General features: G+C 31.5%; 18 protein-coding genes. 6 read left to right on the plus strand and 12 right to left on the minus strand.

Features of this window, described 5'->3' with window-relative positions:
* A complete protein-coding gene (locus tag NAT47_RS08875) occupies positions 1-2,229 on the plus strand; it encodes a TonB-dependent receptor (protein WP_250582041.1) in 2,229 nt (742 codons plus the stop codon).
* A gap of 76 nt (positions 2,230-2,305) precedes the next feature.
* Here NAT47_RS08875 and NAT47_RS08880 read toward each other — a convergent pair whose 3' ends face one another.
* The 7 genes from NAT47_RS08880 to NAT47_RS08910 form a co-directional block, all read right to left on the minus strand.
* Positions 2,306-2,914 carry a DUF2202 domain-containing protein gene (locus NAT47_RS08880; protein ID WP_250582042.1) on the minus strand — a complete coding sequence of 203 codons (609 nt, stop codon included), beginning with the start codon at positions 2,912-2,914 and terminating at the stop codon, positions 2,306-2,308.
* Between the two features lie 113 nt (positions 2,915-3,027).
* Positions 3,028-3,480, minus strand: coding sequence for a methyltransferase family protein (locus NAT47_RS08885; protein ID WP_250582043.1), 453 nt, complete (start codon positions 3,478-3,480; stop codon positions 3,028-3,030).
* Positions 3,477-4,073, minus strand: coding sequence for a class I SAM-dependent methyltransferase (locus NAT47_RS08890; RefSeq protein WP_250582044.1), 597 nt, complete (start codon positions 4,071-4,073; stop codon positions 3,477-3,479). The genes NAT47_RS08885 and NAT47_RS08890 overlap by 4 nt, the downstream gene beginning before the upstream one ends.
* A 22-nt stretch (positions 4,074-4,095) precedes the next feature.
* Positions 4,096-5,667 (minus strand): NADP-dependent glyceraldehyde-3-phosphate dehydrogenase, encoded by a 1,572-nt coding sequence (locus NAT47_RS08895; protein WP_250582045.1) that lies wholly within the window; start codon positions 5,665-5,667, stop codon positions 4,096-4,098.
* A gap of 115 nt (positions 5,668-5,782) precedes the next feature.
* Positions 5,783-5,977 (minus strand): DUF6132 family protein, encoded by a 195-nt coding sequence (locus NAT47_RS08900; RefSeq protein ID WP_250582046.1) that lies wholly within the window; start codon positions 5,975-5,977, stop codon positions 5,783-5,785.
* A 1-nt stretch (position 5,978) separates the two neighbouring features.
* Positions 5,979-6,359, minus strand: a complete 381-nt coding sequence (locus NAT47_RS08905) for a rhodanese-like domain-containing protein (RefSeq protein ID WP_250582047.1) — start codon at positions 6,357-6,359, stop codon at positions 5,979-5,981.
* 1 nt (position 6,360) lies between these two features.
* Entirely contained in the window at positions 6,361-7,341 is a 981-nt protein-coding gene (locus tag NAT47_RS08910) for a c-type heme family protein (RefSeq protein ID WP_250582048.1), read from the minus strand.
* A 220-nt stretch (positions 7,342-7,561) separates the two neighbouring features.
* Between NAT47_RS08910 and NAT47_RS08915 the strand changes: the two genes are divergently transcribed.
* From NAT47_RS08915 to NAT47_RS08935, 5 genes are all read left to right on the plus strand, one after another.
* Positions 7,562-8,263: a peroxiredoxin gene (locus tag NAT47_RS08915; protein ID WP_250582049.1), complete on the plus strand. Its 702-nt coding sequence runs from the start codon at positions 7,562-7,564 to the stop codon at positions 8,261-8,263.
* A gap of 98 nt (positions 8,264-8,361) precedes the next feature.
* Positions 8,362-9,426 (plus strand): cytochrome-c peroxidase, encoded by a 1,065-nt coding sequence (locus NAT47_RS08920; RefSeq protein ID WP_250582050.1) that lies wholly within the window; start codon positions 8,362-8,364, stop codon positions 9,424-9,426.
* A gap of 231 nt (positions 9,427-9,657) precedes the next feature.
* Complete coding sequence (locus NAT47_RS08925; RefSeq protein ID WP_250582051.1) at positions 9,658-10,134, plus strand: Dps family protein; 477 nt, start codon at positions 9,658-9,660, stop codon at positions 10,132-10,134.
* Between the two features lie 1,328 nt (positions 10,135-11,462).
* Positions 11,463-11,885, plus strand: coding sequence for a DUF6943 family protein (locus NAT47_RS08930; RefSeq protein ID WP_250582052.1), 423 nt, complete (start codon positions 11,463-11,465; stop codon positions 11,883-11,885).
* A 90-nt stretch (positions 11,886-11,975) separates the two neighbouring features.
* Positions 11,976-12,422 carry a hypothetical protein gene (locus NAT47_RS08935; RefSeq protein ID WP_250582053.1) on the plus strand — a complete coding sequence of 149 codons (447 nt, stop codon included), beginning with the start codon at positions 11,976-11,978 and terminating at the stop codon, positions 12,420-12,422.
* A 211-nt stretch (positions 12,423-12,633) separates the two neighbouring features.
* Here the strand turns inward: NAT47_RS08935 and NAT47_RS08940 are convergent, their stop codons facing one another.
* The 5 genes from NAT47_RS08940 to NAT47_RS08965 all read right to left on the minus strand — a co-directional run bounded on the left by NAT47_RS08940 (position 12,634) and on the right by NAT47_RS08965 (position 16,374).
* Positions 12,634-12,807 carry a hypothetical protein gene (locus tag NAT47_RS08940; protein ID WP_250582054.1) on the minus strand — a complete coding sequence of 58 codons (174 nt, stop codon included), beginning with the start codon at positions 12,805-12,807 and terminating at the stop codon, positions 12,634-12,636.
* Positions 12,800-13,084, minus strand: a complete 285-nt coding sequence (locus NAT47_RS08945) for a hypothetical protein (protein ID WP_250582055.1) — start codon at positions 13,082-13,084, stop codon at positions 12,800-12,802. Before NAT47_RS08945 ends, NAT47_RS08940 begins: the two co-directional genes overlap by 8 nt.
* Positions 13,085-13,125: 41 nt before the next feature.
* Complete coding sequence (locus tag NAT47_RS08950; protein WP_250582056.1) at positions 13,126-13,518, minus strand: DUF5675 family protein; 393 nt, start codon at positions 13,516-13,518, stop codon at positions 13,126-13,128.
* Between the two features lie 32 nt (positions 13,519-13,550).
* On the minus strand, positions 13,551-14,309 hold the full coding sequence (locus NAT47_RS08955) for a hypothetical protein (RefSeq protein WP_250582057.1): 759 nt from the start codon (positions 14,307-14,309) through the stop codon (positions 13,551-13,553).
* A gap of 1,018 nt (positions 14,310-15,327) precedes the next feature.
* On the minus strand, positions 15,328-16,374 hold the full coding sequence (locus NAT47_RS08965; protein ID WP_250582059.1) for a LamG-like jellyroll fold domain-containing protein: 1,047 nt from the start codon (positions 16,372-16,374) through the stop codon (positions 15,328-15,330).
* Between the last annotated feature and the right edge of the window lie 371 nt (positions 16,375-16,745).

Raw genomic sequence — 16,745 nt, forward strand, 5'->3', positions numbered from 1 at the left:
ATGAAACAAATTTATTTGCTTTGTCTTATTTTCTTTTCAAGTTTCATAATAGCTCAAAATAACTTTGTAGGTAAAATAATTGACGAAAAAACAAAAAATCCGATAGAAAACGTAACCATATATTTTCCAAATCTAAATAAAACGGTTACTACAAATAGCGAAGGTAATTTTAGTTTAAATACATCTCAAAAAAACAAACAACTTATAGAAATTTACAGTTTAAATTATGAATCAAAAGTTTTAACTATTGAGGTAGAAGCATTTTTAAATATCGAATTGACAGAAAAAATTTTAGAATTGGAAGAAATCATTTTAACAGGAAATTTGAACGCAAATAAAGAAAAAATTCCTTTTGCAATTGAAACAGTAAAAAACGAAGATTTATTCAAATCTGGTAAAATTTCACTAGCAGAAAATTTATCAACAATTACTGGTGTTAGTTTTTCAAGTAGCGGAATTGCAGCAACCAAACCTGTTATAAGAGGTTTAACCAACACAAATATTGTTTTTTTAAACAATGGGATAAAAGCAGAGAACTTTCAGTTTTCTTCAAATCACCCGTTTATCTCTGACGAATTTTCGGCAAGAAAAATTGAAGTAATTAAAGGCCCTTTTTCTTTAATTTATGGTTCTGATGCAGTTGGAGGCGTAATAAATGTAATTCCAGAAAACCCTGCAACAGAAAAAACTATTGCAGCTAATTTGAATTCGCAATATCATTCCAATACTGAAGGTTATGTAAATAATTTAAACCTTAAAGCAAGTGGCAAAAAATGGTTTGGTGGTATTCATATAACAAATAAAACACATAAAGACTACAAAGATGGAAATGAAAATCAAATTATAAATTCACGCTTTAGCGAAATAAATGTAGGTACAAATTTGGGCTACAGAAACTCTTTTGGAAATTTTATTTTCACATATGATTATGCCTTGCCAAAATATGGTTTAACCAATCAAAAATCTATTTCGTTTGTAAACAATAATCACAGAATTCCTAGAGATTGGTTTCAAAAACTTGAAAATCAATCGTTCACATTAAAAAATAAACTATACATAAAAGGCAATATTTTAGATGTGGATTTTGGATTCCAAAAAAATATCCGCCAAGGAATAAGTGATCTTACCAATTTGAATCCTGAAATGCTGTTTTCTGAAATGGATTTAAAAACCTTTTCTTACAACACAAAGTACACAATTACTAAAGATAAGTATAAATTAATTTTAGGTTTTAATGGCGCAAATATTGATAATAATGCCAATGACTTTTATAAAAATAGCAACCCAATGCCTGATGCAAAAATAAATGATTTTGGAATTTTTGCAGTTAACGATTTTTTAATTTCAAAAAACCTGAATCTTTACACAGGAATTCGCTACGATAATCGAACGATGGAATCTTCACCTTTTCAGAGCTCAGGATTAAACAAATATAAGGTAAACAACAATTACAACAGTTTTAGTGGCTCAATTGGAACAACTTATAAAATTAAAAATCATTTATTTAAGATAAATATTGCTTCAGGATTTAGAACTCCTAATATTTCGGAATTATCGCAAAATGGTATTCACCAAAATCGTTTTGAAAGAGGTGATTTGAATTTAGATGCGCAACGTAATTATCAATTTGATTTTAATTATCACTATCATTTAAAGAATATAGTTTTTGATTTTACTCCATTTTACAATAATGTCAATAATTATATTTACATTGTGCAAACTACGGAAAACGCACCTATTGGTGGTGGAAAAATTTGGCAATATGTACAAAATGATGCAAATTTATATGGAATGGAATTTAGTTTAGATTATCATCCGTTAAATTGGCTTGGAATACACTCTAACTACACATGGACAAAGGGCGAATTAAAAAATGGTGGTTTTTTGACTCAAATTCCGCAAAATAGATGGGTTGCCGAACTTAAGTTTGAAAAAGAAAAGTTAGGAATTTTATACCGCCCAAATTTTAGTATTAATTATACTAATTTTCAGCATCAGAATAATTTAGGACAATTAGAAACCTACGCTCAAACATATAATTTAGTTGGATTAAACATGGGTTCAGAAATTGTAATAAACAATCAAAAAATTAACTGGTATTTAGCTGTAAATAATTTGTTTAATGAAACTTACATTGATCATTTGTCAGCACTAAAACCATTAAATATAAACAACTTAGGAAGAAATATAGTTGTCGGATTAAATATTCCTTTTGAAAATAAATTATAGATTTTGTTTGCTATGTGATAAGTTTATAACCTCAAGTTTCTATGCTTGAGGTTATTTTATTTTGTAAACAATTTAATTATTGATTATTCCCACAACCACCATTTGAATCACTTAAAATTGCAGTGTAATATTCAATTGAAATAAATTGTGGTTCATAAGTAACATTATTAGAAGAAAGTTGACTTGTGTAGGAACGAATATGATTTTTTGAACCACAAGTTAAATTATCATAAACATTCAATAAATCAGATTTTGTTGTGTTTCCAATAAATTCATCGATATCATTAATATCTAAATCTTCAATTGTTGCGCCAACTTTTAATGCTTCAACTAAAGAAATATTTGATTGAGCTGTAAGACTATTATACAATAATTGCAAATCGGGATTGTTAAAAACACCTATTTCTGATGATGCAGAATCTGGAATTCCATATTTATTCATTAAATTAAGAATACTATTCATATGTTTTTGTTCGCTTTGCGAAATATTATCAAAAATACTTACTTGATATTTATTAAAAGAAAACAAATACACATCACGAGCTAATTTTTCTTCTTCTCTTAAAAATTTCAAATCATCAATTTCTGCTTGTGTCAATGGTGTTGAATTTTGGTTGTCGTTGTCATTTGAACAGCTACTGAACATTACAAATGTTAAAACAGTAGCAAATAATACTTTTTTCATACTATTGATATTTACTAATTAATACTTGATAAAGTTAATTACTTAACATCCTAAAAAAAGTGATAAATATCACTTAACTGTTTAAATTCAAATACCTTAAGGGAATATTAAGTTTACTTTATTTTAGAAAAAAAACGACCAACTTTTTGTTTATATTCTAAATAATCATGAAATTTTGTTTGGAGTTGGCTTTCTTCGTATTGTGTTTTGAAATAAAATAAAATAAGCAATACCAAACTGATAATAAATTTGTAAATAGAAGATTGATAAACAGAGTAGCCAAAGGTAAATAAAATTAATCCTGAATAAATTGGATGACGACTAAAACTGTAAAGACCACTCGTAATTAGAAAAGAAGCAGATTTTGGAGTTGGAAAAACTGTTAAATTAGTATTGAGTTGCACAACAGAAACTATTGAAATAAGACAGCCAATAAATGCAACTACCAATCCAAAATATTGCACTAATAATGGTAATTCTAATTTCGCTAAAAATTCAAAAGCATACAATCCAAAAAGTAAGAATTGTATGCTCACAAAAATATAATCTTTTAAAGATTTCTTCATTTTTTTGTACCAATAAACCGAACAACAATTCCTTTGCCTTGATGATGTGGTCCTTCGTTTAAATCAATAATTTCGGTTTTTAAAAAATCAAAATCAATACCTATAAATTCATTTTTTACTTCAGCTTCAGAAAACAACATCGAAAGATCTTTAGGTCCACCAGAAAAATAGTTAAGTTGCTCTTTCGCAAAAGCTTCAAACACTACTTTTCCACCCGTTTTAACATAAGTGAGTAATTTTTGATGTGCCATTTTACGAATAGCAGCAGGAAAATGTGCAAAAATCAAAACTAGTGTATCAAAACTGTTGGTTTCATAAGACAATTGTAAAACATCTGAAACAGTGTAATAAATTGTAGTATTTTTTTCTTGTGCTAATGTCATTGCTTTTTCTTGACCTGATTTACTAAAATCAAAAGCATATACTTCAAAGCCTTGAGAAGCTGCAAAAACAGAATTTCGTCCTTCGCCTTCGGCTGCAAATAAAATTTTTCCTTTAGGAAAATTAGTTATATTCTCAACCAAAAATTCATTAGGATTTTTACCATAGGCAAAATCGGTTTCGGCATAACGTTCATCCCAAAATTTTTCCATAATTAGATGGCTAATTTAAAAATTAAAGAATATAATCTGTATTTATAAAATTACATTTTTTACTATCTAACAATTGTTGTAAAATTTCATTATTATATTCATTGTCTTTAGACGCAACAAAAGTTCGAATAGAAAAAGAACGCAAAGCATCATGAATACTTAAAGTTCCCACAGCAGAATCTTTTCTTCCAGTAAACGGAAAAACATCTGGTCCACGTTGACAAGAACTGTTTAAATTTACTCTACAAACCAAATTTATTAATGCGTCAATTGAGGGTGCTATTGTAGTGATATCTTTACCAAAAAGACTCACTTGTTGTCCGTAATTAGAAGCTGCCATATCGTTTATAGGTTCAGAAATATCCTTAAAAGTAACTATTGGTACAACAGGCCCAAATTGCTCCTCGTGATATACACGCATATCCTTAGTTACTGGGAATAAAACAGCTGGAAAAATAAAGTTCTCAGTAGTTTCTCCACCCTTTTTATTAATAACTTGAGCTCCGTATTTTAGCGCATCATCTATTAGCGATTGAATGTAAGCTGGTTTTTCTTTTTCGGGAAGCGGTGTAAGAAAAACATCTTTTTCCCATGGATTACCAAATTTTAAGGCATCTACTTTTTCAGCAAATTTTTGATTAAATTCGGCCTCAATATCTTCATGTACATACAAAACTTTTAGAGCTGTACATCGCTGACCGTTGAATGATAAACTTCCAGAAATACATTCAGAAACAGCTAAATCAATATTGGCGTCTGGCAGAATAATTGCTGGATTTTTTGCCTCTAAACCTAATATTAGTCGTAATCTATTTTTATTTGGGTGCAAATCCTGTAAGGCTACAGCTGATTTACTATTGCCAATTAACGACAAAACAGCGACTAAACCAGTTTCCATGATAGGTGAAGCTAATTCGCGCCCTCTACCAAAAAGAATATTGATTACGCCTTTTGGAAAACACTGCTGAAAAGCTTTTAGTAAAGGTGCGTGTAATAAAACGCCGTGTTTTGCTGGCTTAAAAATTACAGTATTACCCATAATTAATGCTGGAATTAACAAAGTAAATGTTTCGTTAAGCGGATAATTGTAAGGTCCTAAACATAAAACAACTCCCAGCGGACTTCTACGAATCATTGCATTTATGCCTTGCACGTTTGAAAAATGAGCATTTCTTGCGTTTAATTCTTTGTAGCTTTTTATAGTTTCGTAGATATATTCTACGGTTCTATCGAATTCTTTTTCACTGTCTGGTAAAGATTTACCTATTTCCCACATTAAAGTTTTAACCACTTCTTCACGGGTGGTTTTCATCGCAGTCACAAAATTTTCTACACATTTAATACGATCTGAAACTTTCATAGTAGGCCATTCACCATGACCATTATTATAGGCTTTATCTGCCGCTTCAACAGCTTCAATAGCTTGAGTTTTTGATAAATCTGGTACTTTACCTAAATAGGTTGGCGCATATTTTTCAGTTGTTGATATAGATGAAAAAACATCAGAAAAAGAACCTTCCCAGTGTTTTAATTCGCCATCTATTAAATAATATTCTAAACTAAATGGATGTGCCTCGTTTATTTTCTCTGACATAAATATAATATTTTTTACTAATTTACAATTTAAAATTAGTATATTGGATTAACAAGTAAAAAAAATCAATTGAAAATAATAAAACTAAAATATGTGCTGTAGCTAAAATTAAAAGTTATTTTTTTGGTTTAGACACAAATAAATTAAATAATAATCCGCCCATTAAACCACCATATAAAGTACTGTTCAATGGTTTTGAAGTAATAGCACATGTACCAGAAGCACAACCAATTTGCTGGTAATATAAATATCCTGCAATTAGTCCAACTACTACACCAATTCCTGTAACAATATACGTTTTTTTATTCATTTTAATGACAGTGAGAATCACCACAACAAGCATGTGATGGAATATGAGAAATATCTCCTTTAGTAGGAAATCCTTTTTGCACCCATTTTTCTAAACCTTTTTTCATATTTATGTAATTCGTATAACCGTGATATTGTAAAAAACTAACTACTCTTCTACTTCGCTCACCAGTTGTGCAAACTACAATTACTTTTTCATCTTTTGGAAGTTCATGAATTCTTTCTTCTAAACAACTCATTGGAATATGTATAATTCTTGGCACATCAAAAGCCAATTGTTCCACTTCAGAAACTTCTCTAATATCCAAAAGCAAATAACCTCTTTGAATTAATTCTTGCGTACTTGTTGGACAAACTTCTTTTATTTTTATTGTATTTTCCATACTATTTTTTATCAAAAGTAATACTCCAAATACCACGTACTTCGCTTTCATTATAACCAATAGCTAAATCCTTTGGATATAATTTCATAATTTGTTTTGAAACTTCTGGTTTAATTTGTTTTCCATGACACTGCAAACACATGGTATTGGTTTCTATTGGATAATAAAACTGAACTTTGTTTTCTTTTTCTATTACAACAGGTTTAATTTCTTTTTTGGCAGCTAACTCTTTCTTAAATTGAGCAATGTATTGTAATTCTTCAGCATTCGCTTTATTATTTGGATTTCTATTTTTATCAGAAACGCGTTTTATAGAAGCGTTAAATTTGGTTGACATACTGTCTGTTAGTGGAATTGCTTGATGATTACAAAATGCTAAAGCTTCTAAAGTTCCTTTCTTCTGAATCGATTCCATCAAATTTTTACCCAACACTTTTTTTGTTCCAAGCGCATATTCTAACCCTATATCGGCATAGGTTTTTTCCTTCTCAGCCACTTTATAAGGTTTTCCAGATTGAGTCCAATTTTCATTGCCATGACCTTCCCAATGTTCCTTAAACCAAGAAGGTGCTTCGATTTGATAATCAAACATAAAATCAGCTATTTTTTCAACACTTCCTTCAGGAAATACTTGTCTTGGCATTAAACCATGTTTTTTAACAGCACCATACATCAAGGCTTTATCTTCAGTTGGATTTTTAACAAAAGAAGTCATGGCAGCAATAAACTCTTCTTTATTATAACCTTCTTTGTCGATGTATCGAGCTTTAATAGCTATCATTGGAGGTGCAATTCTTCCTTCATTTTCTCCAGCTATCGGACTATGACACAAATAACAATGGGTTTCCATTAGTTTTTTTCCCTCGTGTTCTTTCATTTCAACACTAGTAGTTTCCTTGTCAGGTACAGGTTGAAATTCTTTTTTATCATTTTGACAACCTATAAGTGCAATGAATGAAAATAAAGCTAAGAAATTTTTCATGATTTATGATTTTATACAAAAATAACCTATTTAAAAATAGTAGGTTGTAACGATTGTTACACATCAATAAAACAAATAAAAGAATAGGTAAAAACTATCATAACATTAATATACAATAATATTTTATTATTCAAAGAAACCTATGTTACTTTTTACACTTTTTTTTCAACTGAAATTTGTACCATCAAAAATTAGTAATCACATTTTAAAATAGAAAAAAATGGAAAATCAAGTATTTATGCCAAGAATTGGCGAGCAAGCACCAGAGTTTACAGCAATTACAACTCAAGGAACTATCAACTTCCCAAAAGATTATGAAGGAAAATGGGTAATATTTTTTAGTCATCCAGCCGATTTTACACCGGTGTGTACATCAGAGTTTATGACATTCGCTAGTATGGAGAAACAATTTCAAGAAGCAAATTGTGAATTGTTAGGATTATCAGTAGATGGTTTATACAGCCACATTGCATGGTTAAGAACCATCAAAGAAAAAATCGAATACAAAGGAATGAAAGATGTAGAGGTGAAATTCCCATTGATTGAAGATATCACCATGGAAGTTTCAAAAAAATATGGAATGATCATGGAAGGCGAAAGCAATACAAAAGCAGTAAGAGCAGTATTCTTTGTTGACCCTAAAGGAACTATCAGAACAATTTTATATTATCCACTAAGTATTGGTAGAAACTTCGACGAAATTTACAGAGCTTTAATTGCTTTACAAACTGCTGATGCTTTTGAGGTAGCTTGTCCAGCAGATTGGAGACCAGGTGATGACGTGATTGTACCTACAGCAGGTTCTTGTGGTATTGCTAAAGAAAGAATGGATGATGTCGAAAACTTAGATTGTAAAGACTGGTTCTTCTGTACTAAAAAATTAGATAAAGATTTAGTATTGAATACAGTATTGAAAAAGTAAAATAAGAGGCACATTGTGCCTCTCATTTTTTGTAAAATGATAAAAATCATTGTGATAATTTTAATTTACAATGAAATTTGTAAATAAATAGAAGTACCATGAAAAAAATTATAATAGCAGTTACACTAAGTATTTTATATGGCTGTAATCAATCTGAAAATACAGAAGCTAAATCAATAACTCCTTTAATGGAAGAAGCAAGTAATTTATTCAAATCAATTACGTCACTTCCTTATGAAGATTTACCTGAAAATTATCAAGAATTAAATAATCCTGTAAATATTACTTCCATTGATTTATCAAATTCAATGAGTGACAAAGTAATTTTAGGTAAAATGTTGTATTTCGATAAGAGATTATCTAAAGAAGGTAACATCAGTTGTAATTCTTGCCACAATTTAAATACGTATGGTGTAGACAATTTACCAACTTCTCCGGGTGACGAACATAAATTTGGTAATAGAAATTCACCAACAGTAATATACGCCTCATTACATGCCAATCAATTTTGGGATGGAAGAGCCAAAGATGTGGAAGAACAAGCAGGAATGCCTATTTTAAATCCTGTAGAACATAACATCCCATCAGAAAAATTTTTAGAAGATCGTTTAAGAGGCATACCTGAATATCAAATGTGGTTTAAAAAAGTTTTTCCAAATGAACAAGAACCCATTAGCTACAAAAACCTAACAAATGCCATAGGAGCTTTTGAAAGAAGATTAATTCCTGAAAGTAGATTTGATAAATGGTTAAATGGTGATGATAAAGTACTTACTGAAAAAGAAAAAGCAGGTTTAGCTTCTTTTATAAATAATGGCTGTGTAGCATGTCATAGTGGAGTAGCGGTTGGTGGTCAAATGATGCAGAAATTTGGATTGTATGGAAATTACTGGGAACACACTAAAAGTAAAAATATTGACAACGGTTTGTACGAAATTACTAAAAATGAAGCGGATAAATATGTTTTCAAAGCGCCTAGTTTAAGAAATATCGAAAAAACAGGACCTTATTTTCACGATGGTTCAGTAAAAAGTTTAGCAGAAGCTATTAAAATTATGAGCAAGCTTCAAAATAATAAAGAATTATCAAATCAAGAAGTTGACGAAATGATAGCTTTTCTAAAAACATTAACAGCGGATGTTGACATGAAATATAAACAATAAACACTTTTAAAACAGAAGGGTTGATTCATAAAATCTGAATTCAAAGACCAAGCTAATACAAAAGTTTTTATATCTGATCTTTAAAATAAGATAACGTTTTATTATATTTGAAAGAGTAACGATTGGCATACTTATTTTTTTAATAAGAATCCTGTAAACCCTTATTAAAAATAATGTATTAAAACACATACGGTAACTTAAGAATAATAAATACTATAAAAGAATAATACAATGGAAAATTTAAACAACATAGGTCTTGACAAATCAAAATCAGAGGAATTAGCAAAAAAATTAAATATTTTATTGGCTAACTATTCCATTTTCTACCAAAACACTAGAGGGTATCATTGGAATGTAAAAGGGCATAAATTCTTTGAATTGCACTTGAAATTTGAAGAATTATATAATGACTTACTTTTAAAAATGGATGAAGTGGCGGAGCGCATTTTAACACTTGGTCACACGCCAAGTCATAAGTATTCAGACTATAAATTAACCTCTACATTACAAGAAAGTAATCAGGTATCAGATGGTATTAAAGCGGTAGAAGAAATTGTTAATTCTTTCAAAATTACAATTACTTTACAAAGAGAATTATTAGAATTATCATCCGAAACAGGTGACGAAGGTACTAGCGCACTAATGAGTGATTACATAAGAGCCCAAGAAAAATTAGTATGGATGTATTCTTCATTTTTAAATAATTAATCAATAACTCAACAGGTTTAATAGGCACTTATTCTATTATAGTAATTTTAGAATAGAAGCGAAAGGCTCGGGCATTCTTGGTTTCCATTACGTCATCCTGAGCATGCCTGGGCTGAGCTTGTCGAAGTGTCGAAGGGCCCACTGTCCGTTAAACATGGTATCACTCCCATTGGGGCTAGTTAGTAAGCAATTGGCTTTCTTGTTGTCTTTTTTTAATAGGAACGTTTCGCTAAGTTATTTGCGCCCACCCAGTCCATAGTTTATCCTGAGCTATGCCGAAGGGCTCCCCACCGCACAAGTGGTATTTTGTGTGTTTTTAGCACTTGTTTTCCCCACAGTAAGTCAATAAAAAAAGGCTCCCTGTTTTCAACTAAAAAGCACAAATCCGTTAACCGTCATCCTGAGCATGCCTGTGCTGAGCTTGTCGAAGTATCGAAGGGCCCTCGCGCACAGTCCGCCTTTTTTTATCCACTTACACCCAATCCAAAAAACAAACGCTAAAAACACACAAAAACCACTCCCAAGCTATTATTACATAATAAACCTTATAATTCATTCCCAACACCCCACGCAGTCCCCCTGAAAGTTATAAGGGTTATTATGTAAAATAGCCGCACTCCCCAACATCCCAACGCGCAAAAGACGCCATTCATTCCAGTTGCCACACCTTCCCAACGCTCAGCGGCTATTCATGAGCTCCCTAGGCAAAATAATAAATAAGCGAATAAATATCCGCTCCCAGCCGCACCCACCCGAAAAAAAATAGGAACGCTACCGCTAACGTAATTTGCATTGTTTTTTGAAGATGCTTCCCATTTTCAGTTCAGGCACTCCACTGAACACTAAAAACTGAATACTGAACACTTTCAAAGCATCCTCAAAAATCAAACTATCACAAGAGTGTATTTTTATTTGCATCCACAACCGATACACCACGAAAGCAAATAAAAAAACACCCTTGTTTACCAGTCCCGATTGAACACCCCTAAAACCCCATTTCATAAGAACATTTGGGGTAAACATTTTTACAAAAAAAAGGATAAAAAAGAAGCCAAAGGTTTGTTCCGGGTATTCAAAAAAGCAAGTTCAAGCCGTTCCGGTTATTTGAATTTTTTTTTCGAGTAATTCCTTCAAAACGAAACGATCAAACAAGAAAAAAAAATTCAAAAAAAACTTGCTTTTTTGAAACCCTCCACAAGGCAAGACGGCTTTCTTTTTTTTCCTTTTTTCTTTTGCAAAAATGTGTGTGGGGCATCTCGGTTTCCATTCACATTTCGGGCAATCACGAAGGAAATACGAAGGAAGTTAACCTGTTAAATCCTTGAACTATGGACACAATTTTTATCAAAACCCACCAACCTGGGTCGCACTATGCCAAACCGCACTTTTTCGTATTATCAAAAGGACTGAATAGCGGAAAACCAAGCAATGAACCTTTTACAAACAGCTTTGTACTTGTATTTCAAACCGAAGCTCAAAAAGAGGACATCTTTTGGATAGCCATGAGCCTATGGAAATCCAAATTCTGGATGCCTTTTCTTCGCGGTTCGGTTATTCCGTTCTTATCCCTCTATGAATTCAAAAAAGAATTCAATCCAAAAGCAACCCGATTAATGCGAGAACACGAGCAGCACAAAAAAAACATCCAAGCACTAAAGCTGTTGCAAGAGCAGGAAAACCATTTCAATAAAAACATCCACCTCATCAACGAACTCAAAAACGCCATTATGATGAGGTATAGAAGCAAATAAAAGTAAGCCTGGACTAATTTGTCTAGGCTTTTTTATTGTAATTGGTTAGATAATTTAGTTTTTTTTTTATTTTTGAACAAAAACATGACAATGAATGATTTAGATTTACGTTTGATAAAACCAATTAAAAGAATTGAAAACTTTAAAAGTGAAACAAAAACTGTTTATATAATTCCTTGTCGTTTAATTGAAATAAATGAGAGGATTAACTCAAAAGCTTTTAGAATAAAAATTGAAAGATTAGATTTTTATTCAGGAAAATTGATAATTCATAAAGCTATTACTTGGGAAAAAACACTTCAAATTTTTGATGAATTGAACTGTAAACTTCCTTTTATTACTGAATGCAAGTTTTATTACAATGAAAATGGTTTACAAAATTTTGTTGTTTATGGAAAATTTAACACAAGTGGTATTGTAAATCTTTTTGATGAAGATATTGAAGATAATAAAATAGATTTATCTAAAATTTACAATGATAATTATTCAGAACTCAGAAATTGGATTAAAACTAATGAAAATGGCATTTATTTATAAATTTTAATATTTTTATAAACATCACACTCAACAATTTTGTTGTAAATATTTTTTTTCAGTATTTAAGATTTTTTTAATTTAATGATTACACTATTTATTGCATGTGTGACATATTAATGTAGTTTATATTATTCCACAAAAAATAGAAAAAAAGCCTGAATTTTGTTCAGGCTTTCTCATACTCAGTAAAGGTTACCAATCAAAACTGAGCTTATTTCTTTTTTGAGGTTAGGTGTTTTAAAAACAACGTAACACCAAAACTCACTACTGCTCCAATAAAGGCTAAAACTATTGTTTTAAAGACATCTGCTGAGGTTAAATTGGGTATAACACTCAAAGCAAATCCTCCAAAAGTTCCTGCCTTCAAAGTTAATGAATTATCCATTCCGTCCAACGTCAGTTTCGGGCTTAACCTCATCTTTTTTGTTGCCTCGGGTGTCATCCTGAGCTTGTCGAAGGGTGTCATCAACAGTAATTTGGCTTACTGCCGATAAAACACCGCCTGCAACGGCAGCATAACCCGCAACGGTTACAACAACAGCAGGTAAAGCAACTGGAGCAGCTACAATACTTCCACTTACTGCTAATAAGGCTAATCCAATGGTGCGCAACACCTTAAAAAATTTCGGAGTGGGTGCCTTAGCACGTTCTACTACATTCATAATCTTTCTTTTTATGTCATTCCCCGACTAATCGGGAATCACTATTGTACAATCAATTCCACACTTTCTTTGTTATCCAAAGCTTTATAAACTAAGTCTTTCAACTTTGTAAAAGCTTTTCTAGATAGTAAACCTAATCCAGGTCCAGAAAGTTTCGTAACAGGAGCAATACAACCACGCAATTCCTTTTGCGCATTATTGGCTGGATGTATCAAAATATAAGTTCTGTTCGGCACATCCACCAATTCCAAATGCCATTTGTATTTCGCACTATATCGCTTTCTAATAAAATATTTCCCTTCCGGAATACAGGAAATCCCACGTTCATTTCGTTTCCACGGCAATTCAATTGTATAACTAATCAATTTGCCTTCACATTCCAATTTTCCATTTGTTCCTTCAGGGAAATAAGTTCTAGTTAAAAACAGTATCATACTGACCACTTAAAACTGATCACTGACCACTATTAAACGCCTCCGTCAACAGCAACAATCGATAACGGGTTAAAAGCTCCATTTTTCAATGGATACATTTGCCCATTAATTTGTTGGTAAAACTCCACACCAAGAGCCAAAACAAGTGGGTGAGTAGAGTTCGCAGTCACCGCATTACTCAAGTTAATCACTGCCGTAGCCGTAGCATCCCAAGGTAAAATCGCAGTTTCAGAAGTAGCCACTTCATACGATTCTCCAGTAAAGTCAATTGCAGCACCTCCAGAAATCACTTTAAAGTGAGTAGTTCCACTCGGAGCAGCAATCATATTCGCAGGAATAAAAGCAGGAATACTAACATCCAAAGTTCCAGCTACTCGGTCAATATCCGTAGTAAAAGGAGCAAACAAAGAAGTTCCTAATTTTCCACGAATATTAAATTCAAAACCAAGAACCAATTCAATTTCGCCATCAATTACATTACGTAATCCTCTCTCACTCACAGCATCCATCTGGATAACCTTTACCATTTGTTGCGTCAAACGACTCACCATTCTACCATCAGCAGAATTTAACAACAATGGACGTAAAGCAGTTCTTAAAAGCTTACCAGCCTTCCCTGCTCTACCAAATTCAGAACCGTTCTCACGCGTTCTTTGAAACGCAGGGTCACTAGCAATTCTACTTGCCTCAATGCCACCTTTTTCACGAGCCAAATGCCCATCCTGCGTCTTATAAAAAGTAATATCCCCGATAGTACCTTTTAACTTAATTATGCCTTTCTGTCTAGCCATAACTTCAAAATTTTAGTTCAACATTCTTTCACTTTCATAAATCATTCAAAACTCGGTTGCAACACTTTCTGAAATAATTACAGGGCAAATTTCCCACACAAAAACCATCAAAAAACCTCACCCCATACCAAATGTCCTAAACCAACACATTTGTCCTAAAAAGTCCTAAAAACACTTAAAGCTAGCCCATCAATCGACGTTAAATGAAAACATTAATTAAGTATCTTTAAGATATCTCAAAACCAAATCAAAAGCAATGTTAAAGTATGAATCAAATACCAAAAAGAGTTTGTATTTATCCAAAGGACATACAACGCATTACAGGTAAAAGTTATCGTCAAAGTACAAGAATATTAAATCAGATAAGAAAGTCGCTTAGAAAGCCTAAAAACAGTCTTGTAAGTATAGATGAGTTTTGTGAATACACGGGATTAAAATATGAACATGTTATAATTGTTATACTATAACTAAGTTTATTTTTTAAACAGCTAGTACAAAAGATTTTACTATATTTGTGTATTAAGATTTGTCAAAAAAGAATGTTTTTTTTGAGGTTTAAAATCGAGACCCTAGATAATTATTCTACAAAATACCTTTTAAATAAAGGCTAGTAAAGAGTGATACAAATCCCTCTTTCTCCGCAGAATTAAAACCCTAACGATTGATTATCAATTAGTTAGGGTTTTTTATTTCTAATCCTAGCCCACATTTAGTCAACAATCAATTTAAAATTTATCAAAATATAAAAGTTTTTATCCTTTCTGTGTTATTCTTGAACTAGTATACATTTAAAAAACCTTGCTAAATTGTTTCTAATTGTTTTTTTGTCATTATTTTTTTTATATCCTCAATCTTATTTATAGCCTGAACAAAATTCAGTCTCTACTAAACTCTCTGTGTTTACAAATCAAAATTGAATTTATTTCTTTTTACAGAGATCAAAACTTACAAAAAAAAGTATTCCTATTAATCCATTTAATAACGAATTAATAGGAATACTCAAAATCAATTCGTCTTGTTACTTTTTTACAATTTTAGCGACTTTAGTTTTCCCATAAGTATTCTTTACTTTCAACAAATAAATGCCTGGAGCATACTCTGAAAGGTTAATAGATGTAGTTCCGGTATGTGCTTTTTTTTGTAAAACCATTTTCCCCATTACGTCAAATATTTCTAACTGAATATCTTCCTGAATTTGTATTTGAAAAATATCTGAAGAGGGGTTGGGATACACTTTTAGTTCTAATACTTCGTATTCAAAATTATTTGAACTTAAAGCCGAACAAGTAGTTCCTGTTATTATACTAGAGCTAGCCAACCAGTTCGAGGTTATTCCGTTTAGGGTAAAATTATTTAATGTTCCCGTAAATCCCGAAACAGAACTATCCGTTAAAGTTGTTATAGTTGTATTATCAGTGGAATCAAATCCTTGGTTAAATTGGTAATAAGCGACCAAACCTACTTGGGAAGTCGGATTGCTTAATTCGCAATTCATTGCGTTTTGTATTTCTGCTGTTGTACGTGCTACATTCCAAATGCGAACTTCATCTATGTCGCCATCCCATAATTCTGTCCAAGCATCATCTCCTATTTTAAATGTAGTAGATGAATAAGCCGGAGAAATAGTGGCAGTGCCTTGTATTACTCCATCTTGATAATATGTCATGGAACCCGATGTAGCATCATACACTAAAGCAACATGATACCATTGATTTAAATTCCAAGCGGATAACGACTGCACATCTGACCAGCTGTTACCTGAACCAATTGTGGCAATCATTTTATCATTGTTAAGATTATAAGATAGGGTAAAGCCATAATAGCCATTGGCAATTTTTGAAAAAATAGTCCTGTAACCTTTTGTCTCCAGTTTAGCCATAGCTTCAATAGTAAAACTACCAGTGGGATTAGGAATGCTTGCTATACTTATATAGTCATTACCTCCATCAAAGTTTAAATGTGTTGCAGGAACAGAATTGAGCGCTCTATTTTCTGAAATAGTTTGTCCAATCGATGCTAAGCCTGCCAAAGTAAATGGCAATACAAAAAGGTACTTTTTTAACATAGTAAATTTTAATTTAATTTTTATGATTTATAATAATTGATTTGAGTCACTTTTTTTCAAGATTGACAAAATATTTTAAAGGACTAGAACACTATTTTCGGTTGGTCATTTTTGATTTTATTCTCAACTAACTTTTCAGTGAACTTGCATAGCCTAAAAATATTTCGGCAAAAATATTAGAAAACATAAGAAATTTTCTCTGTAAAGGGGGGACAAATAAAGATAAATAGGGGACAAATTTTTTTGTTATGTTTTTGATTTTTAATATTTTAATTAAAATGATAATTAAAATCTAATTTAATTCAAGAAATAATTCTTCTTTTAAATGCAATTAGGTTGATTTTATATCATAGCGCTTCGGGGCTCTTTTT

The sequence above is a fragment of the Flavobacterium fragile genome (assembly GCF_023634865.1).
GTDB lineage: Bacteria > Bacteroidota > Bacteroidia > Flavobacteriales > Flavobacteriaceae > Flavobacterium > Flavobacterium fragile.